The sequence below is a fragment of the Pseudonocardia sp. EV170527-09 genome, assembly GCF_008369905.1.
Classification (GTDB): Bacteria; Actinomycetota; Actinomycetes; order Mycobacteriales; family Pseudonocardiaceae; genus Pseudonocardia.
The window spans coordinates 1-267 of record NZ_VRMC01000487.1 but is presented as its reverse complement, the minus strand read 5'-3'; the positions used below and the strand labels follow the sequence as shown (position 1 = coordinate 267).

Here is a 267-nt window from a genome sequence, read left to right as displayed (position 1 = left end):
GTCCAATAATCGGTTTTTTCCTCATCCCGATGCTCCATAATGCGACCGAGCACACCTTTATTATTTTTCCTTTTTCGTGCCTGTCCAATATAAACTCGCTGGTTTCCATCATCATCAGCCCCAAAAAGAAGATAGACACCAGATTGTTGCAGATCAGATCTATCTTTCGACTTTATTAGATCAGTACGAGGAAGAAGATAGCACACACCTGTCCAATTACTGAGTGAAGCTTTAATTCTCCCCTGAGGAATTCCATCGATAAGATAC

The 267-nt window shown here is 41.2% G+C and carries 1 pseudogene; it reads right to left on the bottom strand.

From position 1 onward, the window contains the following. Positions 1–267, bottom strand: a pseudogene (locus FVA95_RS32400) (methionine sulfoxide reductase); the annotation flags it as partial.